This window comes from Kitasatospora sp. NPDC058492, from assembly GCF_042720685.1.
Taxonomy (GTDB): domain Bacteria; phylum Actinomycetota; class Actinomycetes; order Streptomycetales; family Streptomycetaceae; genus Kitasatospora.
Genome location: NZ_JBHXMU010000029.1, coordinates 53,161 through 74,447, shown reverse-complemented (window position 1 = coordinate 74,447; position 21,287 = coordinate 53,161). Strand labels below are relative to the sequence as shown.

General features: G+C 72.5%; 19 protein-coding genes and 2 riboswitches. Of the genes, 8 read left to right on the top strand and 11 right to left on the bottom strand.

Annotation, left to right across the window (positions count from 1 at the left end):
• Window positions 1-8 precede the first annotated feature (8 nt).
• Window positions 9-1,145 carry a glycosyltransferase family 4 protein gene (locus tag ACFWPI_RS20430; protein ID WP_380375649.1) on the bottom strand — a complete coding sequence of 379 codons (1,137 nt, stop codon included), beginning with the start codon at window positions 1,143-1,145 and terminating at the stop codon, window positions 9-11.
• A 244-nt stretch (window positions 1,146-1,389) separates the two neighbouring features.
• Between ACFWPI_RS20430 and ACFWPI_RS20425 the strand changes: the two genes are divergently transcribed.
• Window positions 1,390-2,805 carry a glycosyltransferase 87 family protein gene (locus tag ACFWPI_RS20425; protein ID WP_380375650.1) on the top strand — a complete coding sequence of 472 codons (1,416 nt, stop codon included), beginning with the start codon at window positions 1,390-1,392 and terminating at the stop codon, window positions 2,803-2,805.
• Window positions 2,806-2,818: 13 nt separating this feature from the next.
• Here the strand turns inward: ACFWPI_RS20425 and ACFWPI_RS20420 are convergent, their stop codons facing one another.
• From ACFWPI_RS20420 to ACFWPI_RS20395, 6 genes are all read right to left on the bottom strand, one after another.
• On the bottom strand, window positions 2,819-3,850 hold the full coding sequence (locus ACFWPI_RS20420; RefSeq protein ID WP_380375652.1) for a hypothetical protein: 1,032 nt from the start codon (window positions 3,848-3,850) through the stop codon (window positions 2,819-2,821).
• A gap of 188 nt (window positions 3,851-4,038) precedes the next feature.
• The gene (locus ACFWPI_RS20415; RefSeq protein ID WP_363377768.1) at window positions 4,039-5,085 is read right to left on the bottom strand and encodes an NlpC/P60 family protein; all 1,047 of its coding nucleotides are present in this window, start codon (window positions 5,083-5,085) and stop codon (window positions 4,039-4,041) included.
• Between the two features lie 227 nt (window positions 5,086-5,312).
• Window positions 5,313-6,458 carry an NlpC/P60 family protein gene (locus ACFWPI_RS20410; protein WP_063347277.1) on the bottom strand — a complete coding sequence of 382 codons (1,146 nt, stop codon included), beginning with the start codon at window positions 6,456-6,458 and terminating at the stop codon, window positions 5,313-5,315.
• A gap of 10 nt (window positions 6,459-6,468) precedes the next feature.
• A riboswitch (cyclic di-AMP (ydaO/yuaA leader) is annotated at window positions 6,469-6,618 on the bottom strand.
• A gap of 338 nt (window positions 6,619-6,956) precedes the next feature.
• Entirely contained in the window at window positions 6,957-7,991 is a 1,035-nt protein-coding gene (locus ACFWPI_RS20405; RefSeq protein ID WP_063347278.1) for an NlpC/P60 family protein, read from the bottom strand.
• Between the two features lie 200 nt (window positions 7,992-8,191).
• Window positions 8,192-9,535: an NYN domain-containing protein gene (locus ACFWPI_RS20400; protein WP_380375666.1), complete on the bottom strand. Its 1,344-nt coding sequence runs from the start codon at window positions 9,533-9,535 to the stop codon at window positions 8,192-8,194.
• Window positions 9,536-9,805: 270 nt separating this feature from the next.
• The gene (locus tag ACFWPI_RS20395) at window positions 9,806-10,069 is read right to left on the bottom strand and encodes a hypothetical protein (RefSeq protein WP_063347279.1); all 264 of its coding nucleotides are present in this window, start codon (window positions 10,067-10,069) and stop codon (window positions 9,806-9,808) included.
• Window positions 10,070-10,270: 201 nt separating this feature from the next.
• Here ACFWPI_RS20395 and ACFWPI_RS20390 point away from each other — a divergent pair, with 201 nt between their 5' ends.
• Both ACFWPI_RS20390 and ACFWPI_RS20385 read left to right on the top strand, forming a co-directional pair.
• On the top strand, window positions 10,271-11,053 hold the full coding sequence (locus ACFWPI_RS20390; RefSeq protein ID WP_380375654.1) for a rhomboid family intramembrane serine protease: 783 nt from the start codon (window positions 10,271-10,273) through the stop codon (window positions 11,051-11,053).
• Between the two features lie 41 nt (window positions 11,054-11,094).
• Window positions 11,095-11,376: an Lrp/AsnC ligand binding domain-containing protein gene (locus ACFWPI_RS20385; RefSeq protein ID WP_063347281.1), complete on the top strand. Its 282-nt coding sequence runs from the start codon at window positions 11,095-11,097 to the stop codon at window positions 11,374-11,376.
• Between the two features lie 27 nt (window positions 11,377-11,403).
• Here the strand turns inward: ACFWPI_RS20385 and ACFWPI_RS20380 are convergent, their stop codons facing one another.
• The 3 genes from ACFWPI_RS20380 to ACFWPI_RS20370 all read right to left on the bottom strand — a co-directional run bounded on the left by ACFWPI_RS20380 (window position 11,404) and on the right by ACFWPI_RS20370 (window position 14,737).
• Complete coding sequence (locus ACFWPI_RS20380) at window positions 11,404-12,837, bottom strand: aminotransferase class V-fold PLP-dependent enzyme (protein ID WP_380375656.1); 1,434 nt, start codon at window positions 12,835-12,837, stop codon at window positions 11,404-11,406.
• A gap of 52 nt (window positions 12,838-12,889) precedes the next feature.
• A riboswitch (SAM riboswitch) is annotated at window positions 12,890-13,007 on the bottom strand.
• Window positions 13,008-13,114: 107 nt separating this feature from the next.
• Window positions 13,115-14,191: an anthranilate phosphoribosyltransferase gene (trpD, locus tag ACFWPI_RS20375; RefSeq protein WP_380375658.1), complete on the bottom strand. Its 1,077-nt coding sequence runs from the start codon at window positions 14,189-14,191 to the stop codon at window positions 13,115-13,117.
• A 120-nt stretch (window positions 14,192-14,311) separates the two neighbouring features.
• Complete coding sequence (locus ACFWPI_RS20370) at window positions 14,312-14,737, bottom strand: hypothetical protein (RefSeq protein WP_063347283.1); 426 nt, start codon at window positions 14,735-14,737, stop codon at window positions 14,312-14,314.
• 395 nt (window positions 14,738-15,132) lie between these two features.
• On the opposite strand from ACFWPI_RS20370, the gene ACFWPI_RS20365 reads away from it, so the two are divergent.
• The 5 genes from ACFWPI_RS20365 to ACFWPI_RS20345 all read left to right on the top strand — a co-directional run bounded on the left by ACFWPI_RS20365 (window position 15,133) and on the right by ACFWPI_RS20345 (window position 19,939).
• On the top strand, window positions 15,133-15,753 hold the full coding sequence (locus ACFWPI_RS20365) for a heme-copper oxidase subunit III (RefSeq protein WP_063347284.1): 621 nt from the start codon (window positions 15,133-15,135) through the stop codon (window positions 15,751-15,753).
• 188 nt (window positions 15,754-15,941) lie between these two features.
• On the top strand, window positions 15,942-16,751 hold the full coding sequence (locus ACFWPI_RS20360; protein WP_063347285.1) for a c-type cytochrome: 810 nt from the start codon (window positions 15,942-15,944) through the stop codon (window positions 16,749-16,751).
• An 8-nt stretch (window positions 16,752-16,759) separates the two neighbouring features.
• The gene (locus tag ACFWPI_RS20355; RefSeq protein ID WP_063347286.1) at window positions 16,760-17,812 is read left to right on the top strand and encodes a ubiquinol-cytochrome c reductase iron-sulfur subunit; all 1,053 of its coding nucleotides are present in this window, start codon (window positions 16,760-16,762) and stop codon (window positions 17,810-17,812) included.
• Window positions 17,809-19,461, top strand: coding sequence for a ubiquinol-cytochrome c reductase cytochrome b subunit (locus ACFWPI_RS20350; protein WP_063347287.1), 1,653 nt, complete (start codon window positions 17,809-17,811; stop codon window positions 19,459-19,461). The genes ACFWPI_RS20355 and ACFWPI_RS20350 overlap by 4 nt, the downstream gene beginning before the upstream one ends.
• 106 nt (window positions 19,462-19,567) lie before the next feature.
• On the top strand, window positions 19,568-19,939 hold the full coding sequence (locus ACFWPI_RS20345; protein WP_063347288.1) for a GntR family transcriptional regulator: 372 nt from the start codon (window positions 19,568-19,570) through the stop codon (window positions 19,937-19,939).
• Between the two features lie 19 nt (window positions 19,940-19,958).
• Here the strand turns inward: ACFWPI_RS20345 and ACFWPI_RS20340 are convergent, their stop codons facing one another.
• On the bottom strand, window positions 19,959-21,221 hold the full coding sequence (locus ACFWPI_RS20340; RefSeq protein ID WP_063347289.1) for an Ig-like domain-containing protein: 1,263 nt from the start codon (window positions 21,219-21,221) through the stop codon (window positions 19,959-19,961).
• Window positions 21,222-21,287 lie beyond the last annotated feature (66 nt).

The following is a 21,287-nucleotide window of genomic DNA, read 5'->3' as shown; positions in this document are numbered from 1 at the left end:
TCACGTACCTAGGCCTCCAGCAGCGAGGTCAGCCGCCCGGCCAGCAGGTCCCAGCGCCAGGAGCGCTCCACCCAGCGCCGCCCGGCCTCGCCCAGCCGCCGCCGCAGCTCCTCGTCGCCCAGCAGCCGGACGATCCGCTCGGCGGCCGCGGCGGCCGAGCCGCCCGGCACCACGTACCCGGTCTCGCCCTCCAGCACCGCGTCCGGCGCGCCGCCGGAGTCGCCCGCGACCACCGGCAGACCGGTCGCCGAGGCCTCCAGGTAGACGATGCCCAGGCCCTCGACGTCCAGCCCCCCGCGCCTGGTCCGGCAGGGCATCGCGAAGACGTCCCCGGCCCCGTAGTGGGCGGGCAGCTCCTCCCACGGCACCGAGCCGGTGAAGCGCACCGAGGCCCGGACTCCCCTGGCGTCGGCCAGCTTCTCCAGGTCCGCCCGGTACGGGCCGCCGCCGACGATCAGCAGCACGGCGTCCGGCACGTCGGCGAGGATCTGCGGCATCGCCTCGATCAGCGTGTCCTGCCCCTTGCGCGGCACCAGCCGGGAGACGCAGACCACCACCGGCCGGTCCGCCAGCCCGAGCCGTCGACGCACCTCGGCGCCCCCCGAGCCCGGGTGGAAGGTCGTCTCGTCCACGCCCGGCGGCAGCTGCACCATCCGGGCCGCGGCCTGCGGCCCGACCGCGCCCGCGATCCGGGACCGGGTGTACTCCCCCAGGTAGGTCAGCACGTCGGTGCCCGCGCCGATCCGCCGCAGCAGCTGCCGGGCGGCCGGCAGCTGGGCCCAGGCGGCCTCGTGCCCGTGGGTCATGCCGAGCAGCCGCGCCGCACCGGCCCGACGCAGCGCGGGCGCCATCAGCCCGAGCGGGGCGGCGGCGCCGAACCAGACCGAGTCGCACTTCTCCGCCCGCAGGATCTCGGCGGCCCGCCGGGTGACCCGCGGTGTGGGAACCATCACCTTCGTCCGGTCCCGGATCACCGGGAACGGCTGCTCGGCGTCGAAGCGGGCCACCTCGGTGCCGTCCCGCCAGGTCGAGGCGTACACCACGATGCTCCCGGCGGGCTGACGTACAGCCATGTTGTGCACGAAGGCCTGGATGCCGCCGGGGCGGGGCGGGAAGTCGTTGGTGACGATCAAGGTTCGGTGCATTCAGGCCACGGCTCGCTTGTCGGGGGGTGCGCGGTGTACCGCTGGGTGATCCGTACGATAGGTCAACACCATGACCCGCCGGGAACGGATCCGCGCACGGCAACCGTTTCACCCCCGGGTCAGTCCTAGAACCTAGGCGGCCGGTGGCGGCCCGGCCCAGCGTGCCGTGCCCGCCCCTCCGACCGCCCGGGCGTCCGTCGCGCGGCGCCTCCGGTGGGACGTCCGAGACGAACGAGGGAGCGCAGTGGAGTTGGCCCCGGCCACCGAGTCCGGTACACCCAGCGGCGCCGCCGGCCCCGGCCCGACGCCGGCCGCCCGGCAGGAGCCGGCCCGTGCCCCCGGCCGCCCGTTCGGGGCGCTCGCCGCACTCGGCGCCACCTGGCTGGCCACCCGGACGGTGCTGGTGCTGCTGATGACCGGCGTGGTCAAGGGGCTCGGCGGGGACATCACCGCCGACGTCTGGATGATCTACCACGCCTGGTACGGCGTCCTGCAGACCGGCACCTTCCCGTTCGACGACGTGACCTGGCAGTACCCGCCCGGCGCGGCCCTGGTGATCCTGCTGCCGGGCCTGCTGCCCTGGTCGTACCTGGTCTCCTTCTGGGTGATCTGCGGGATCGCCGACGTCGCCGCCACCGCCCTGCTGGTCCGCACCGGACTGCGCCGGGGCCGGGCACTGACCGGCGCCTGGATGTGGGTGGTGGCCGTGCCGCTGCTCGGCCCGATGGTCTACAACCGGCTGGACATCATCGTCACCGCGATCGCCCTGGCCGGCCTGCTGGCGCTGATCCGCCGCCCGGCGATCGGCGGGATGCTGCTCGGCCTGGGCGGGATCATCAAGATCTGGCCGCTGCTCGCCCTGATCGGCACCCCCTCCGGCCGCCGCACCCGCCGCGCCTGGACGCTGGCCGCGGCCACCGCCGTCTCGGTGGGCTTCCTGCTCGCGGCCGGGATGAACGGCGCCTTCGGCTTCCTCGCCTTCCAGAAGGAGCGCGGCATCGAGGTGGAGTCGCTCGGCGCGCTGCCGCTGCACTTCGCCCGGCTCGCGGACGCCTGGGACGGCAAGGTCACCATGAACTACGGCTCCCCGGAGATGCTCGGGCCGTGGGTCCCCGTGATCAGCAAGGTGATGATGGCCGGCACCGTGCTGGGCTTCGCCTGGCTGCTGCTCTGGCGCTTCACCGCCAAGCGCCGCAACGCGGCCACCATGTACGACGCGGCGCTCAGCGCGCTGCTCATCTTCACCGTCACCAGCCGGGTGATCAGCCCGCAGTACCTGGTCTGGCTGATCGGCGTCGCCGCGGTCTGCCTGACCGTGCGCGGCAGCAGCCAGCGGCCGGTGGCCCTGCTGATCCTGCTCGCCTGCCCGCTGACGCTGGCCGAGTTCCCGCTGATGTTCAGCCGGATCCTCGCCAGCGAGCCCTGGGGCGTCACCGTGCTCAGCCTGCGCAACCTGCTGCTGCTGGCCGCCACCGTGCTCTCCTGCATCCGGCTCTGGCGTGCCACCCGCGGCCCGGCACAGCTCCCGGCGACGGTGGTGCTGGCCAAGCCCGAGGCGGTGCCCGCCGGCGCCTACCCGGTGCGCCCCGGCATCGCCTACGAGCAGGACCTGCTGGACGGCATCGACCGGCCCGGCACCCCGGCCAGGCAGCGGCGCTGAACGACGCGCGCCTTCAACTGCGCAGCGCGGCCACCTCGGCCAGCCAGAGCCGGGTGAACTCGGCCAGGCCGACGCCCGGTCCGGCCCGGAGCAGCCGGTCGAGCCGGCGGTCCCGGTCCTCCCCCTGCCCGTCGGCCGCGCCGACCGCCCGGTAGAACGCCACGAGCCGCTCGGGCCCGTAGCGCCGGGCGATCAGCTCGCAGGCGAGCCAGGCCTGCTCGTAGGCCTGGGCGATGCCGTCGGCGCCCGCGGTGAAGTCCCGGTCGGCGGGCAGCGCGGCGGGCAGCCGGCCGGCGGCGACGTCCCGGGCCAGCTCGGGGGCGATCTGCTGCGGGCGCCGGCCGGAGCCCCGGTAGGCGGTCCAGTCGGCGACGCCCTCGGAGAGCCAGAGCGGTGTCCAGGCCCGGGTGTCGGCCCTGGTCGCGACGTGGGTGGCCTCGTGGGTGACGACCACCTGCCGGCCGAAGTCGCTGAGCCGCCCGAACGTCCCGGGGTTGACCAGCACCCGGTCGGCGGGGGTGTGCCAGGGCGCGCCGGGGGCGGCCGAGGTGACCGCCGCCATGCCCGTCCAGCCCGCCGGGTCGACCTCCAGCAGCCGGGCGAACTGCTCTGCGGTGGCGGGCACTTCGAGCAGCAGGCGGCCCGCCCAGCCGGTGCCCCAGGCCTCGCTCACGGCGGGCACGGCCCGGTCCGCCACCGCGACCAGGCCGGCCGGGTCGGGTCCGTCGGCCAGGCCCAGCACCAGGCAGTGCGCGCCCGCCGCGGACCGGGCGGAGCCGAGGTCCCAGAGCGCCGGGGGCCCGCTCGCGCTCTCCTCCCGGTCGACCCGCCAGCTGCCGCCGGCCCGGACCAGGTCGATCCGGCGCGGGTACACCACCGGGTAGTCGTCGTACCCGGTGATCCGGACCGCCAGGTCGGCGGCGGCCGTGAGCCGCTCCGACCCGGCGTCCGCGCCGAGCACCAGGTTGCGGTAGCCGGCCTCGATCGCCGCCGGTCCGGACCAGGAGGGCAGCGCCCGGGCCCGCGCGTCCAGCAGCGCGGCCACCTCGGCCCGCCGGTCCGCCGCCCACCGGCCCGACGCCCGCCCGGCCGCCGAGGGGGCCGCCGGGGCGGCCGGCGGCAGCGACAGCTGGGCCAGCCCGCCGGCCGCGAGCAGCAGCGCACCGCGCCGGGACAGCGTCCGGCGGGCGCCGCCTATCGGGTGGGGGGCGTCGGGGTCGGACGGTGCCGGGCTCAGAGCCGGACCACCCCCGCGACCGGCATCGCGTTGACGCTCTCGTAGCGGACCCTGGCGCCCGGGTAGGGGGCGTGCACGATCACCCCGCCGCCGGCGTACATCCCGACGTGGTGCATGTCCCGGTAGAAGATCACCAGGTCTCCCGGCCGCGCTTCGGAGAGGCTGACCCGCTGCCCGGCGTACGCCTGGGCCTGCGAGGTACGCGGCAGGGTCACTCCGGCCTGCCGCCAGCTGTAGTACATCAGACCGGAGCAGTCGAAGGCGCGGGGCCCGGTGGATCCGTAGAGGTAGGGCGAGCCGATCATCCGCACCGCGGCGGCCAGTGCGGCCGCCCCGCGCTCGGAGGCGGGCGGGGCCGTGCCGAGGTCCAGCCGGTCGGTGCCCCGGGTGGCGCGCTGCTCGGCCTCCTGGGCGTCCTGGGCGGCCATCCGGGCCCGCTCGGCGACGCCCAGGCTGTTCAGCAGCCGCTGGGCCTTGGTGAGCCGCTGCTGGATCTGCTGCTTGCTGTCGGCGAGCGAGCGGCGGGCCTGGTCGAGTTCGGCGAGCTTGCCGGCGGTCTCGGTGCGGCGCTGGTCGAGCCGGCGCTGGCGGGTGGCCAGTTCGTGCAGGGTCTCCTGCTGCCGCTCGGCGGCCTGGTCGAGGGTGCGGGCCCGGGACAGGTAGCCCTCCGGGTCGGTGGAGAGCATCAGCTGGACGGTCTGGGCCATGCCGCCGCCGCGGTACTCGGCGCCGGCCACGGTGGCGAGGTCGCCGCGCAACTGGTTGAGCTGGTCCTGGGCGACGGCGATCTCGCCCTGGAGGACGGTCGTCTCGCCCTGGAGGCGCTGCTGCGTCTCCAGGGCGGCGTTGTACTTCTCGGACGCCTGCTCGGCCTCGCCGTAGAGCTGTTCCACCTGCGCCTTGACGTCCTTGCGGGTGGGCGTGTCCGGCGCGGCGGGGGCGGCCTGGGCGCTGCCGCCCGCCGTCACGCCCAGGGCGGTGGTGGCGGCCGCGGTCAGCACCAGCGCACGGGCGAGCAGTTGGGGACGACGGTGCACGGGCATGGCGGCAGCGGCTCCGATCCGGCGGTGGGGCCCCGCCGCCGCACCAACGCGGGCGGCCCTGGAAGCGGAGTCCGGTGGCAGACGTTAGCGAGTCCGGGCAACCGAGTCCAAACCCCTGCCAACCCGAATATTTGACCCGTAATCGGACATCAGTCCGAGGCGCCGGAAAAGCCGCAGGCCCGGCCTTCCGTGGTGGAAGGCCGGGCCTGGGAGGGCCTGCGCGGGGATCAGACCCGCACGATGGAGGTCAGCGGCATGTTGCCGACCGCCTCGTAGCGGACCGACGCACCGGGCTTGGGCGCGTGCAGCACCTGGCCGTTGCCGGCGTAGATGCCGACGTGGTGGGCGTCCCCGTAGAAGATCAGCAGGTCGCCGGGCTGGGCCTGGGAGAGGTCGGTGCCGATCCGGGTACCGGCGTGGGCCTGCTCCTGCGAGGTGCGCGGCAGCGCCACGTCGACCTGGTTGAACGCCCAGACCATCAGGCCCGAGCAGTCGAAGGAGCCGGGGCCGGAGGCGCCGTAGACGTACGGGCTGCCGATCTTGGAGGCGGCGATGGACAGCGCCGCGGCGCCGCGCGAGCTGCCGGCGCTCGGCTTGGTGACCGGCGCGGCGGGGGCCTGCGACGCGCTCAGGTCGGTGCGGCTGTTGTCGCGGGAGGAGCGGTCGGCGGCCTGCTGGGCCGCCGCCTGCTGCTGGGCGGCCTTCGCGGCGGCGTCGGCCTTCGCCTTGGCCTCGGCGGCGGCCTTCTCCTCGGCCGCGCGGATCGCCTGGCGCTCCTGCTCGGACAGGGTGTTGAAGAGGTCCTGCGCGGCCTTGAGCTTGCCCTGGACCTCGTCCTTGGCGCTCTTCAGCTGCTGGGTGGTGGTCTCCATCTCGGCGAGCTTGCCCTGGGCCTCGGAGCGCACCTGGTCGAGCTTGCGCTGCTCGTCCTGGAGCTGCTTGAGCTGGCCCTTCTGGGTGCCGCCGGCCTGGTTCAGCGTGTCGGCCTGGCTCAGGAAGGTGTCCGGGCTGGCGGAGAACATCAGCTGGACGGTCTGCGATATGCCGCCGTTGCGGTACTGCTCGCCGGCGATCTCGGCCAGGCCGCCCTGAAGGTCGGTCACCTGCCCCTGCTGCCGCGCCACCTGGTCCTGGAGGTCGGTGACCTGCTTCTGCAGCTGCTGCTGCTTCTCCTGGGCGGCGTTGAGCTTCTCGGTCGCGACCTCGGCCTGCTCGTTGAGCTGGTCGACCTGCTCCTTGACCTGGTCCTTGGTCGGCTGCGGGTCGGCGTGGGCGCCGGACTGCGCGGACAGCGCGACGGCCGCGGCGGCGAAGCCGGTCATGATCGAGACCCGGGTGCGACTAGCGGGCTTGGGACGACGATGGGACGCCACGAAGGCGGACTCCTTCTTCCTACGCCGTCTACCGGGTGAGCTGACGGGTTCGGGCCGGAAGCGTGCCCTACGACGCCTCACGGCCGTTCCACCGGCCGACCTGGCGCCGATTCACCCCGGAGGAACGTGGTTCCCCGGCTCCGTTCGACAGCACCCCCGACTGCTGGGCTCCCCGTCGGGCAGGCACTGGGCCCGCCCCGCTGCGTCACGAACTCGACGGAAACCACCGCCGTCACCCTGGCTGGGCGATCGGGAGTGCGGTGGTTCGGGGCACGACCCTAGTAACTGAACCGTGATCCGTTCAAATCCTTGTCAGAAAAAAGACGGAAGAAGACCAAAGTTCTTTTGTGAATATGACACATAGTGATCACCGCCGTACGCAAAGCTGATCAGTCTTCACCGGGGACTCGCGCGGCGGACAAAACCCGAACGCCACCCCCGGCCGGAGGGTGGCGTGGATCACAGGCCCGGACGGGGCCCTTCGGGCGTGTCGGACCGTCAGACCCGGCGGATCGTGTTGATCGGCATCGCGTCGACCTTCATCACCTTCACCACGTCGCCGGTGTGCGGCGCGTGCACCACCATGCCGTTGCCGATGTACATCCCGACGTGGTGCCGGTCGGGGCCGTAGATGACCAGGTCGCCCGGCTGGGCCTGGTCCAGCGTGACCTTGGTGCCGACGTTGCCCTGCTCCTGCGAGGTACGCGGCAGCGAGACGCCGGCCTGGCCGTACGCCCAGACCATCAGGCCCGAGCAGTCGAAGGTGGTCGAGCCGGTGGCGCCCCACACGTACGGCGAGCCCTGCTTGCTCATCGCCTTGGCGACGGCCACGCCCGCGTAGCCGCCGGCCTGCGGGAGGCTGCCGAGGTCGGCGCGGTCGCTGCCGCGCGAGGCGCGGTCGTCCTGCTGCTGCTGGGCCCGCAGCGCGGCGCGGTCGGAGGCGCTGAGCGAGTTCAGCAGGTCCTGCGCGGCCTTGAGCTTCTGGTTGACGTCCGTCTTGGCCTGGTTCAGGTCCTTGGTGGTGGAGTCGAGCGAGGCCAGGACGGCGGCGGCCTCGGACTTCTCCTGGTCCAGCCGGCGCTGCTGGTCCAGCAGCCCCTTGAGCGCCTCGGACTCGCTGGCACTGGCCTGCTGGGCGCTGGACGCCTTCTCCAGGTAGCCGGACGGGTCCGAGGAGAGCATCAGCTGGACGGACGGGTCGATGCCGCCGGTGCGGTACTGCTCGCCCGCCACGCCGGCCAGGCCGGTCTGGAGCTGGGTCATCTCGTCCTGGCTGCGGGCCACCTTGTCCTGCAGCTGGTCGGACTGCTTGCGGAGCTGGTCGGCCCGCTCCTTGGCGCCGTTGTACTTCTCCGCCGCCTGCTCCTGGTCCTGCTGGAGCTGGTCGATCTGCGCCTTGACGTCGCTCTTGCTGGGCTGGGGCGCGGCGTGCGCGGCGACCTGCGCGGAGAGGGCGACCGCGGTCGCCGCGGCAGCGGTGAGCACGGAGACCCGGGCGCGGCTCGGCTGCTTGGGACGGCGGTGGGAGGCCAAGGGAATTGCTCCTTCTTCCATCGGCCTCACCCGATCAGGTGAGAATCCGGAAAATAGGTTTGACGCCACACCCTAGGGAAGATCCACGGGTTTTGCCACTCCCCCGAAGGCGTGAACTCCACTTCCCCCGCAGGCTTCACCGGATGTGCACACCGCCGCAAACCGGGCGCTGACCAGGCGTCATTCCGTCGCGGCAGCCGTCAGGGCCGCGCCAGCCGGTTCAGCAGCAGAACGGAGGCCACGGGGCGCGCGCCCGCCTTCCGCACGCCCTCCGCGACCTCCCGGTCGGTGGACACCACCACCACCGGACGCCCCTGCGGCTCGGCCCGCACCAGACGGCGGATCAGCTCGTCCGCGGTCTCGCCGGTCCGGCTGAACCGCACCCGCACCCCCCGCGGTGGCGCCATGATCACCGGAACGTCCAGGTCCTGCCCGTCGAACACGCAGGTGACCTCCGCCTGCGTGCGCTGGGCCAGCATCGCCAGCCCGCCCAGCAGCCGGATCCGCTGCTGCTCCAGCGGCAGCGTCGGATAGCCCGTCTTGGTCACGTTGTAGCCGTCCACCACCAGGTGCACCTGCGGGATCGCCAGCAACTGGTCCAGCAGCGCCGGATCGTCGTCGGCCAGACCGCGCCGGGCCACGTCGTGCGGCGAGGCCGCCCCCGGCACCACCGCCTCCACCAGGTCCCCCGGCCGGATCTGGGAGACCGGCAGCGCCAGCTCCCGCTGGAGCCCCTGCGCCGACTGCAGCACCGTGTCCAGCAGCAGCCGCAGCCGCATGTCCTCGACGCTGCGGCCCTCGCGGGCCGACCGGCGGCCCTGCTCGGCCGCCGTCTCCAGCTCGCCGACCCGGTGCCGCAGCCGCCGCGCCTCGGACTCCGCGGCGCCGCGCTCGGCAGCCGCCTGCGCCCTCGCGGCCTCCAGCTCGGCGGTCAGCCGCCTGGTCTCGGCCTGCGCCCGGCGGGTGTCGCTCTCCAGCGAGCGCACCTTCTTCCGCAGCGACTCGGCCTCCCGGCGGACGTCCTCGGACTCCGCACGCTGCCGCTCCAGGTCCGCCCGGGCGGCGGACCGCAGCTCGGCGAGCTCCGCCTGCAGCTTCTCCACCAGCCGGGTGGCCTCGGCGGCCGCGCCCTCGGCGCCGGCCCGCTCGGCCTCCTCCCCGGCCTCGGCCACCAGCCGGCTCCAGCCGGCCGACCGCACCAGGTAGGCGGCGGCCGCGACGTCCATCGGATCGGCGGCGCCCGGGACGCTGCCCGACTCCAACGCCTTCACCAGGTCCGGCTGGCCCAGCCTCAGCCGCTCCGCTATCCGCACCCGGAACGCCGGCTCCGACTCCAGCGCCGCGGCCAGCGCCGTGGCCGCGTACTTGGCCCGCCGGGCCGGGGTGAACTTGACGTACTGGCGCAGGCTCTGCGGGAGCTCGCCGGGCGGCAGCCCGCCGAGCGCGTCCGAGGCCAGGCCGACCACGCGCCGGCGCACGCCCTCGGGCAGCGGCCGGTCCAGCTTCTCGGCAGCACGCTCCGCCACCGCCTCGCCGGAGCCCACCGCCTCATCGGAACCCGCCGCCTCGCCGACGGCCGCGGGCCCGGACGGGGCCGCGTCGGCGGCCTGCGCCTGCGCGGCGGCAGCAGGCTGAAGCCCCTGCGCTTCGGCGGGCTCCCTCGCTGCGTCCACCACGTCCTCGGCTCCGATCCTGGTCCTACGGGGTCACGGCCCGCGGCCGCCGCCCTGTCGTCACGCTCCGTGCGTCCTGTCTGTATTGTCCCAGCGCGGCGGGCAGGCGCGCCGCGCACCCGCCCCCCGCGCCGTCGGGCGTCAACCCTGCTCGGCGGAGGCCTCCGCGCTCTCGGCGCCCGGACGGGCCACCAGCTCGACCTGGTCCACGGCGTTGCACCAGCGGCAGCGCACCGACTCGATCGTCTCGCTCAGCACCTCGGTCTCCTCGACCTTGGACTCGCCGGCCAGGTCGAAGTGCAGGAACTCGGTGACCCGCGCGGTGCGGGTCACGTCGAAGCGGGTGAGGTTTCCGCACAGGGTGCAGCGCCAGCGCGTCTCGGCGGTCAGGGCGGGGACGGTCATCGGGGGTCCTCTCGGGTGGTCCCTGGGTGGGCTAGGCGCTCCCCCCGGGGCCCCGGCGTCGGCGGCGGGAGGCGGGATTGCCCGCCCCAAGCCTATTGCCTGAGGCAACCATCCCGGCCACCAGTCAGGAGAACGAGCGGGCTAGTCCACCTGCCGTACAAGGCCGTGTCACACGCCCGACACGGAGGGATGCTTGGCCGCATGGCACTGACGGCCCCCGGGCACACCGACGCGTGGGGCGAACGCCCGTCCGTGCCTGCCCCGGCGGTCACCTACGCCCTGATCGCGGTCAACACCCTGGTGTTCCTGCTGGGCCCGGCCGCCGGGCTCAATCCGCTGTACGGCACCGGCCAGTCCCGGCTCTGCGCGGAGCAGCGGTACGAGCAGCGCTGGGGCGTCATCCCCGCCGAGGTGCTGGCCGGCCGCCCGCTGACCGCCGAGCAGCTGGCCCAGGCCCCCGACCCGGCCCCGGGCTGCCCGGCCGCGCCCACCCCGGCCAAGCACCCGGCGCTGTCCGTCCTCACCGGGCTCTTCGTGCACGCGGGCTGGCTGCACCTGCTGGGCAACCTGCTCTTCCTCCACGTCTTCGGCCCCACCGTCGAACAGCGGCTGGGCCGGGCCCGGTTCGCCCTCTTCTACCTGGCCGCCGGCAGTCTGGCCACGTACGGCTTCGCCCTCGCCGAGGCGCACTCCCCGGGCTCCACCCGGGTGCTGATCGGAGCCTCCGGCGCGATCTCCGCCGTCCTCGGCGCCTACCTGCGCTTCCATCCGCGCGCCCGGGTGACGACGCTCGTCCCGCTGTTGCTGTTCCTGCCGCTGCGCTTCCCGGCCTGGCTGGTGCTCGGCCTCTGGTTCGCCCTGCAGTGGTGGTCGGTCCACTCGGCCGGGCCCGGGGTGGCCTATCTGGTCCACGTGATCGGCTTCGCGGCGGGCTTCCTCTACGCCTGCACGGCGGTCAGCCACCCCCCGAGACGACCCGGCTGACGCCCGATACGCTGGCGGCACCCCACAAAGGAGCCCGAACAGTGATCACCGCCATCGTCCTGATCAAGACCAGTGTCGACCGCATCCCGGAGATCGCCGAGGCCATCGCGGCCATCGAGGGCGTCAGCGAGGTGTACTCGGTGACCGGTGGCTACGACCTGGTGGCGATGGTCCGGGTGCGCCGGCACGACGATCTGGCCGCGGTCATCCCGGGCCGGCTGAACAAGGTCCCGGGCGTGGCCCACACCGAGACCCAGATCGCCTTCCGCACCTACTCCCAGCACGACCTCGAGGCCGCCTTCGCCCTCGGTCTGGACGAGTAGGCCCCTCAGCCCTGCCGACCGGGCCCCTCAGCCCTGCCGACGCCCCCGGTCGACCTCCACGGTGGCGACGCAGCGTCCGCCCTCGTTGCGGTAGTTCCACGCGGCACCGTCCGTGACCAGCTCGCGGACGGCGGTCAGGAAGCGGTCGACGTGCTCGTCCGGGGTCCCGGCCCCAAAGCTCACCCGGATCGCGTTCAGGCTGCGCTCGCCGGGCAGCGACGGCTCGGGCGCCCCGCACTCGGAGGGGGAGACCTCTTCGTCCCCGAGCAGGGTGCGCAGCAGCGGGTGCGCGCAGAACAGGCCGTCGCGGACCCCGATGCCGTACTCGGCGGACAGCGCGGCCGAGAAGTGCGAGCTGTTCCAGCCCTGGACGACGAAGGACAGCACGCCCACCCGGGCCGCCTCGGCACCGAACAGGTTCAGCACCTTGACCTGCGGGATCTCCGCCAGCCCGGCGGTCAGCCGGGCGATCAGCTGCCGCTCCCGGGCCTCCAGCGCGTCGAAGCCCGCCTCGCTCAGCGCCCGGCAGGCCGAGGCGATCGCATAGGCGCCGATGACGTTCGGCGAGCCGGCCTCGTGCCGGGCCGGGCCGGAGTGCCACTGGACGGCCACCGAGCCGTCGGTCTCCCGGGCCACCGTCCGGGTCGCCCCGCCGCCGGCCAGGTACGGGTCGGCCGCGTCCAGCCAGTCCGCCCGGCCGGCCAGCACACCGGCGCCGAAGGGCGCGTAGATCTTGTGGCCGGAGAAGGCGATCCAGTCGACGTCCAGCTCGCGCACCGAGACCCGGTGGTGCGGGGCCAGCTGGGCGGCGTCCAGCACCACCCGGGCGCCGTGCCGGTGCGCGGTCCCGGTCAGCTCGGCGACCGGCCACAGCTCGCCGGTCACGTTGGAGGCTCCGGTGACGCAGAGCAGCTTGGGGCCCTCGGGCGCCTCGGCGAGCGCGGCGTCCAGGGCGGCGACCGCCTCGGCGTGCGAGCGCGGCGCGCGCAGGTAGTGGACGTCGAGCCCGGCGTGCGCCCAGGGCAGCAGCGAGGCGTGGTGCTCGGTCTCGAAGGCGAACACCCGGGTCCCGGCCGGGACGGCCGAGGCGAGCAGGTTCAGCGAGTCGGTGGTGGCCCGGGTGAAGACCACCTGGTCGCCCTCGCGCAGGTCGAGGAACTCGGCGACGGTGCGGCGGCTCTGCTCGAACAGGTCGGTGGACAGCTGGGAGAGGTACCCGGCGCCGCGGTGCACGCTGCCGTAGTAGGGGGCGTAGGCGGAGACGTCGTCCCAGACCCGCTGGAGCGCCGGGGAGCTGGCCGCGTAGTCGAGGGCCGCGTACCCGACCTTCTCGCCGCTGGCGAGCGGGACCTGGACGTCGTGGCCGAGGACGGCGAGGGGGGCGCAGAGTTCAACACGAGGCTGCCGCGCGGAGCGCGCCGAGACAAGGGTGGCGGCGGGCGACGGGTGGGAGATCGACATGAGGATGCACTCCTTCTGGGGGTGTGGGACCCCGGGAGTACTAGTCGTCGGGCGTCCGCGCTTGCCGCACGGACGATTCGCCGAGCGACCCGGTCCTCACCCAGGGCACCCCGCCACGGACGGAGGGTTGCCGGACAGCAAGCTGGGGCTTGACGCTGTCACTCATGACCTGGCCAAGACTCTAGGTCGCGCCCAGCGAGTGGTCAAACAGGCATCCACCATCCGGACAGCCGAGGAGCCCGCGCCGACGTTGCGGCACGGGCTCCCAAGTACCGCCTCACACCCGGCTGGTGGCCTCCGACCAACGCCGCAGCAGCTCCTGCGCCGCGCCCGAGTCGATGGCCTGCTCCGCCCGCGCCATGCCGGCCGCGAGCTGTTCGGTGAGCGGCGCCTCGCCCAGGTCGAGCGCGACCAGCGCCGCCGCCGTGTTCATCAGGACGGCGTCCCGTACGGCCCCGCGCTCGCCGGCCAGCAGCCGGCGCGCGACCTCGGCGTTGTACGAGGGGTCCGCCCCGCGCAGCGCCTCGATGCCGACCAGCTCGACGCCGACGTCCCGCGGGTCGAAGGTGGTCTCGGTGACGGTCCCGTCCCGCACGATCCACACCTGCGAGGTGGTGGTGATGGTCAGCTCGTCCAGGCCGTCGTCGCCCCGGAAGACCAGGCCGGTCGAGCCGCGCCGGGCGAGCACGCCGGCGATCAGTGCGGCGAGCCGGGTGTCGAAGCAGCCGATCGCGTGCGAGGTGACCTTGGCCGGGTTGGTCAGCGGGCCGAGGATGTTGAACGCGGTCGGCACTCCGAGGTCGCGCCGGGCGGTGGCGGCGTGCCGCATCGACGGGTGGAACTTGGCCGCGAAGCAGAAGGTCAGCCCGACCTCCTCGGCGATCTCGGCGACCCGCCGGGCCGACAGGTCGAGGCGGACGCCGAGCTTCTCCAGCACGTCCGAGGAGCCGCTGGCCGAGGAGGAGGCCCGGTTCCCGTGCTTGACCACCTTGGCGCCGGCCGCGGCCGCGACGATCGCCGACATGGTGGAGATGTTGACGGTCTTGGCCCGGTCCCCGCCGGTGCCGACGATGTCCACGGCCGGGCCGGGGATGTCCAGCGGCTCGGCGTGCGCGTACATCGCGTCCACCAGGCCGGTGATCTCGTCGACCGTCTCGCCCTTGGCCCGCAGCGCCACCATGAACCCGGCCACCTGGACGGGGGACGCCTCGCCGCTCATGATCCGGTCCATCGCCCACGCGGTGGCCGAGCGGTCGAGGTCCTCCCCCTTCAACAGCGCCGCCAGGACGTCCGGCCAGGTGCGGACCACCTGCGCGGGTGCGGTACCACCGTTCGCAGGGTTCACGTTCACCATGGCTGACTCCAGCTGTTGTCGGGTTCCCCGCGTCGGGGGGACGTCCGTACGGATGGAGTCAGCCTATCGACCGGTGGGGTCCCCGCGGCGGCGTCTTCTCTAGTCGTGAGACGGCACCCTTCAGCGGCTGACGGGCGCCCGCTTGGCCAGCCGTGCCCGCAGCAGGGTGGCGACCGCGCCGGCCAGCGCCACCGGGTCCACCGGGCGGGAGATCGCGGCGTCGGCCCGGCTCCAGGCGGCCAGCCAGGAGTCCTGCGGCCGGCCGATCAGCACCAGCACCGGCGGGCAGCCGTAGATCTCGTCCTTGAGCTGGCGGCCGAGCCCGAGCCCGCCGGCCGGCACCGCCTCGCCGTCCAGGATGCAGAGGTCCACGCCGCCCTTCTCCAGTGCCTTCAGCACCGCCGGGGTGGTCGCGCACTCCAGGTAGGACAGTTCCGGAAGGTCCTCGACGGGCCGGCGGCCGAGTGCCGTCAGCACCTGCTCGCGGGTGTTGCGGTCATCGCTGTAGACGAGGACGGTGAGCGTCTCGTCGGTCGTGTACGCCATGGGCCCTGCTCCCTCAAGTGTGATCCGGACCACGTTCGCCTGATCCGGATGCTACTCCCGATCACCCGTCGCCGAGTCCCCCTCGCGGACCTTCCTCCTCAAGCCGCCGCGCCCGCGACTCACCCGCCCGGAGGACGGCCCGTCACCCGGACCCGTCCAGACCACCCGTACGGCCGATAAGGGGCCCGCGCATTACCCCCGGAGGCTCCGCCAAGCGTGCAACGACGCGCTGGGCAACGGGGTCGCGGGCCCCTTCGAGGAACCGTCAGAAAAGGGACACGCCGCTGCTCAGCCGCCATTGGGGTCCCCCACCGCCCCTCAGGGGGGCATACCGCACGCACCGGACACTCCGAGGGACACCCCCCGGCGTGAAGACGGAATAAGGGACCGACATAATGTCCGTCGTGGCGACAGCAACAGCAGTAGAAACCGGGCACGCGCACGGATCGGTCAACCGGCCGAACATGGTCAGCGTCGGAACGATCGTCTGGCTCAGTTCCGAGTTGATGTTCTTCGCGGCCCTCTTCGCGATGTACTTCACGCTCCGCTCCGTCAAGGGAGCCGAGTTCTGGACCGAGAAGGCGCACGCCCTCAACGTGCCCTTCTCCTCGGTCAACACCACGATCCTGGTGCTCTCCTCGCTGACCTGCCAGCTCGGCGTGTTCGCTGCCGAGCGCGGGGACGTGAAGAAGCTCCGCTCGTGGTTCGTCATCACCTTCGTGATGGGCGCGATCTTCATCGGCGGCCAGATCTTCGAGTACACCGAGCTGGTCAAGAAGGACGGCCTCTCGCTGTCCTCCGACCCGTACGGCACGGTGTTCTACCTGACCACCGGCTTCCACGGTCTGCACGTGACGGGTGGTCTGATCGCCTTCCTGCTGGTCCTGGGACGGACGTACGCAGCCAAGCGCTTCACGCACGAGCAGGCCACCGCCGCGATCGTCGTGTCGTACTACTGGCACTTCGTCGACGTCGTGTGGATCGGCCTGTTCGCGACCATCTACCTGATCAAGTAACCAGCTGATCAGGTCGCTGGCCACCGGCTTCGGTCCCCGCCCTCACCGGCGTCGGGCCGATTCTGCCGGTGGGCGACGCTCCCACCGACCGACCGCGCGCGCAGCCCTAGACAGGCAGCCTCGTGCCGGCCAGACCGGCCGCCGGGTGCACCCACCAGTCGACCAGATCCTGACACCGGGGTTATTCCGTGAAAAAGCTCTCCGCACGACGGCGCCACCCATTGGCGGCGCTGGTCGTCCTACTTCTCGCCCTGGCGGCAACCGGGGGGCTGTACGCCGCGTTCGCGCCCGCCGACAAGGCGCAGGCCGACGTCGCCGCGCAGTCGCTCGCGATCGATGAGGGCAAGAAGCTCTTCGCCGTGGGCTGCTCCTCGTGCCACGGCCTGAACGGCCAGGGCAGCAGCGACGGTCCGAGCCTGGTCGGCGTCGGCTCCGCCTCTGTCGACTTCCAGGTCGGTACCGGCCGCATGCCGGCCCAGCAGCCCGGCGCCCAGGTGCCGCGCAAGAAGAACATCTACTCGCAGGCGGAGATCGACCAGCTCGCCGCCTTCGTCGCTTCGCTCGGCCCCGGCCCGGTGACGCCGACCCCGGAGCAGTACACCTCGACCAACCCGGACGACATCTCCAAGGGTGGCGAGCTGTTCCGCACCAACTGCGCCCAGTGCCACAACTTCGCCGGCCAGGGCGGTGCCCTGACCAAGGGCAAGTACGCCCCGTCGCTGGAGGGCGTGGACGCCAAGCACATCTACGAGGCCATGCAGACCGGCCCGCAGAACATGCCGTCGTTCCCGGACACCACCATGCCCGAGGAGCAGAAGAAGCAGATCGTGGCCTTCGTCCGCCACACCACCTCCGATGAGCCCAACCCCGGTGGTCTCACGCTCGGCAGCCTCGGTCCGGTGACCGAGGGTCTGTTCGGCTGGATCTTCGGTCTCGGCACGCTCATCGCGGTCGCGATCTGGGTCGCCGCCCACACCACCAAGGCCAAGAAGTCATGAGCCACGACATGTCAGAAGAGAAGCTGCCGGAGTCACACGGCTCCGCCGGTGACGTCGCCGCACACGGCGACCCGTTCGCCGACCCGGGCCTTCCGGCCCACGAGCCCCGCCGCACCGACATCGACGAGCGGGCCGCCCAGCGGGCCGAGCGCCAGGTCTCGCTGATGTTCGTGGTCTCGATGCTCGCCACCATCGGCTTCATCGCCTCGTACGTGGCCATCGACCCGGACAAGATCGTCTACATCTTCCCGCTCGGTCACGTCAGCGCGCTGAACTTCGCGCTCGGCATGACCCTGGGCGTCGCGCTGTTCATGATCGGCGCGGGTGCGGTCCACTGGGCCCGCACGCTGATGTCGGACGTCGAGCTGCCGGCCGAGCGCCACCCGATCGAGGCTGACGACGAGGTCCGCGCGGACGTCATCGAGCAGTTCAAGACCGGTGCCGCCGAGTCCGGCTTCGGCCGCCGCAAGATGATCCGCAACACCCTCATCGGCTCCATGGCGCTGGTCCCGCTCTCCGGCGTGGTCCTGCTCCGCGACCTCGGGCCGCTGCCCGAGAAGAAGCTGAAGGAGACGGGCTGGAACGAGGCGACCCCGGCCCAGCCCCTGCAGCTCATCAACATGAACACCAACCTGCCGATGAAGGCCGAGGACATCGTCATCGGCTCGCTGACCTTCGCCATGCCCGAGGGTCTGCACGTCCACGACGAGGACTTCCAGCAGGCGATCGCCAAGGACGCCCTGATGCTGGTGCGCATCGCACCGGACGACATCAAGGACGACCGGTCGCGGGAGAAGGGCTTCGAGGGCATCCTCGCCTACTCCAAGATCTGCACCCACGTCGGCTGCCCGATCAGCCTGTACGAGCAGCAGACCCACCACGCGCTCTGCCCCTGCCACCAGTCGACCTTCGACCTGGCGGACGGCGCGCGCGTGATCTTCGGCCCGGCCGGCCACCCGCTGCCGCAGCTGAAGATCATCACTGACGAGAAGGGCTACCTGGTCGCCACCGGCGACTTCGACGAGCCCGTCGGCCCGAGCTACTGGGAGCGTGCTCGATGAGTACGAGCAGCACCACCGGTGCCGCCAAGCCCGCCAGCACGCGCGCCAAGCCCGCCAACAAGTGGGAGGCCGCTGCTGACTGGACGGACGGCCGGGTGGGGATCTACTCCCTCGCCAAGGCCAACCTGCGCAAGATCTTCCCGGACCACTGGTCCTTCATGCTGGGCGAGATCTGCCTCTACACGTTCGTCATCATCATCCTGACCGGTGTCTACCTGACGCTGTTCTTCAAGCCGTCGATGGCCGAGGTCGTCTACAACGGCTCGTACGTGCCGCTCAAGGGCATCGGGATGTCCGAGGCGTACGCCTCGACGGTGGACATCAGCTTCGAGGTCCGCGGCGGTCTGCTGATCCGGCAGATCCACCACTGGGCCGCCCTGGTCTTCGTGGCCGCGATGCTCGTGCACATGATGCGCGTGTTCTTCACCGGCGCGTTCCGCAAGCCGCGTGAGATCAACTGGGTCTTCGGCTTCCTGCTGCTGATCCTGGGCATGTTCGACGGCTTCTTCGGCTACTCGCTGCCGGACGACCTGCTGTCGGGTACCGGTATCCGGTTCATGGAAGGCGCGATCCTCGCCGTCCCGCTGGTCGGCACCTACATCCAGATGTTCCTGTTCGGGGGCGAGTTCCCCGGCCACGACATCGTGCCGCGCTTCTTCACGATCCACGTGCTGCTGATCCCGGGCATCATGCTCGGCCTGCTGGTGGCGCACCTGATCCTGGTCTTCTACCACAAGCACACCCAGTGGGCGGGCCCGGGCAAGACCGAGAAGAACGTCGTCGGCATGCCGCTGATGCCGGTCTACATGGCCAAGGCCGGTGGCTTCTTCTTCCTGGTGTTCGGTCTGATCGCCGCCATCTCGGCGATCGCCACGATCAACCCGATCTGGGCGTACGGCCCGTACCGCCCGGACCAGGTGTCCACGGACGCCCAGCCCGACTGGTACATGGGCTTCTCCGAAGGCCTGATCCGCGTCATGCCGGGCTGGGAGGTCGGCCTGTGGGGCCACACCCTGAACCTGGGTGTCTTCATCCCGCTGATGATCTTCCCGCTGGTCCTGGTCTCGATCGCGGTCTACCCGTTCATCGAGGGCTGGATCACCGGCGACAAGCGCGAGCACCACATCCTGGACCGCCCGCGCAACGCGCCCGTCCGCACCGCGCTCGGCGCCGCCTGGATCAGCCTGTACCTGGTGCTGCTGGTCGGTGGCGGCAACGACCTGTTCGCCACCCACCTGCACCTGTCGATCAACTCGATCACCTACTTCGTCCGCGTCGGCTTCTTCGCGGTGCCGGTCATCACCTTCATCATCACCAAGCGCTGGTGCCTCGGCCTCCAGCGCCGGGACAAGGAGAAGGTGCTGCACGGCCGCGAGACGGGCGTCATCAAGCGCCTGCCGCACGGCGAGTTCGTCGAGGTGCACGCCCAGCTGCCGCAGAAGGACCTGTACAAGCTCACCGCGCACGAGCAGGTCCAGCCGGTCGAGCTGCCGGCCCAGACGGACGAGAACGGCGTGGCCGGCAAGGCCGGCCTGATCGGCCGCACCCGGGCCAAGCTGTCCCGCGGCTTCTACGGCGGCGGCGCCCAGATCCCCAAGCCGACCTCCGAGGAGCACCACGAGATCACCAGCGGCCACGGCCACCACTGATCCCGTACGCCCCGCAGCGTCACACCCGAGGGCCGCTGACCAGAGTTCTTCTGGTCGGCGGCCCTCGGGCTTTCCCGTCCCCCGTCCGCACCCTCCAGGAGCTCCCGTGCAGCTGTCCGTCGACCCCGCCGCCGCCACTCCCCCGTACGAGCAGATCCGGGCCCAGATCGCCGAACGGGCCCGTTCCGGCGAACTGCCGACCGGGCTGCGGCTGCCCACCGTCCGGGCCCTGGCCGAGGAGCTGGGGCTGGCCGCCGGGACGGTCGCCCGGGCGTACCGGGAACTGGAGGCGGACGGCGTGGTGGAGACCCACGGCCGGCGCGGCACGCTGATCGCGGCCACCGGCGACACCGCGCACCGGCTGGCCGCCGCGGCCGCCGCCGAGTACGCCGAGCGGGCGACCCGGCTCGGGCTCCCGCGGGCGGACGCGCTGGCCGCCGTGGACGCCGCCCTGCGGCTGGCCTACCAGGAGGCCTGAGGAGGCGCTCCAGGGGCCCTCAGGCCTCCGGGCGGATCATCCCCGAGGCGTGGGCCTGGGAGGACGGCACGGTGGTGCTGACGGGCTGTCCGAGGGCGCTGTGCTTGATCCAGTCCGTCCAGGAGATGTTCCAGTCCCCGAAGCCGTTGCCGAAGGGCTCCATGGTGGCGCCGCGGCTGTTCACCACCGTCACCAGGTCCCCCACCCTGGTGTTCTGGAAGTACCACTTGGCGTTCTCGGTGCTCATGCCGGTACAGCCGTGGCTGACGTTCTCCAGGCCCTGCGAGCGGACCGACCAGGGCGCCGCGTGGACGTACTCGCCGCTCCAGGTGACCCGGGTGGCCCACTCCACGTTGAGGTCGTAGAACTCCGAGCTCCCGGCCTTTATCCCGATCGTCTCGCCGTTCATCCGGACGGACCGCTCCTGGCCGAGCACCACCTTGACGCCGTTGCGGGTGTCGAATCCGGGCTTGCCGGTGGTCACCGGGATGCTCCGGAGCAGCTCGCCGTCACGGCTGAGGGTGAGCAGGTGGGCGGCCGCGTCGACCACCGTCTCGACCCGTGCGCCGATCCGCAGGCCCAGCGTGCTGCGGTCGCCGCCGTAGAGGCCGTCCGCGATCCGGACGCCGGTGCCGTCGAAGGCCAGCGAGACGGTGGTGCCGGCCGGCCAGTACTCCTGCGGGCGGAAGTGCAGTTCCTTGTCGCCCACCCAGTACCAGGCGCCGGTGACGGCGGGCTGGGAGCTGACGGTCAGGACGCGCTCGACCTCCTGGCGGGCCTGCGGGTCCTGCACCGCCTCGGAGAGCTGCACGGTGAGCGGCTGGCCGACGCCGTAGATGCCGCTGCCGGAGGAGTCCGGGCCCAGCTTGGCGGTGAGCAGGCGCTGGGCGGCGAGGGTGCTGAAGTCCGCCGTGGTGTCGCCGCGGCCGCCCTTGCCGTCGTCGGCGGCGATCCGCACCGAGTAGTCGGTGTCGGCCTTCAGCCGGCCGGTGGTCTGCCAGCTGCGCTGGTCCTCGGCGAGCTGACCGGCCACCACCCGGCCGTCCGGGCCGGTCACGGTGACGTCGGTGAGCCGGCTGCCGGGCACGGACGTCACCGTGACCGGTTTGGAGGGGTCGACCTTGCCCCCGCCCTCGGCCGAGAGATGGACGAGCACGGCCGCGTCGATCCGGTGGGGGCCGACCGCCTCGCCGCCGCCGGACGAGCAGGCGGCCAGCGGGGCCAGTACTGCGAGGGTCAGCGAGATGCCGCCGATACCTGCGATTCCGCGCCTGTCGGCCATGAAACGCCTCCGAGGGTCCGCACGATTGCTCAGATCGTAGGAACGAGGCCCGCCGAAGCGACATCG